Genomic DNA, 255 nt, shown 5'->3' with positions numbered 1-255 from the left:
ACTCGCCGCCAGGTTGCCCCGCGCTGCCGTTCGACTTGCATGTGTAAGGCATGCCGCCAGCGTTCAATCTGAGCCAGGATCAAACTCTTCAGTTTAATCTCTGTTTATTTGCTACTTTCGTAGCACCATCGTTGCCGACGGGTCGCTCACTCAAAATACTGACAGGCCACTACTTTCGTAGCGCCTATTTCATTACTTCTTGTGAACATTTGATATTTTAAGTATCGCGGAACCGAGGCTCCGCGTGCACTTTCA

General features: G+C 49.8%; 1 rRNA gene. It reads right to left on the bottom strand.

Annotated elements, in window-relative coordinates:
- Positions 1–95, bottom strand: a 16S ribosomal RNA gene (locus tag MRBLMU1_RS29575); the annotation flags it as partial.
- Positions 96–255 lie beyond the last annotated feature (160 nt).

It is taken from the genome of Burkholderia sp. LMU1-1-1.1, assembly GCF_040675865.1.
GTDB lineage: Bacteria > Pseudomonadota > Gammaproteobacteria > Burkholderiales > Burkholderiaceae_D > Rugamonas.
This window is presented reverse-complemented; position numbering and strand designations above follow the sequence as displayed.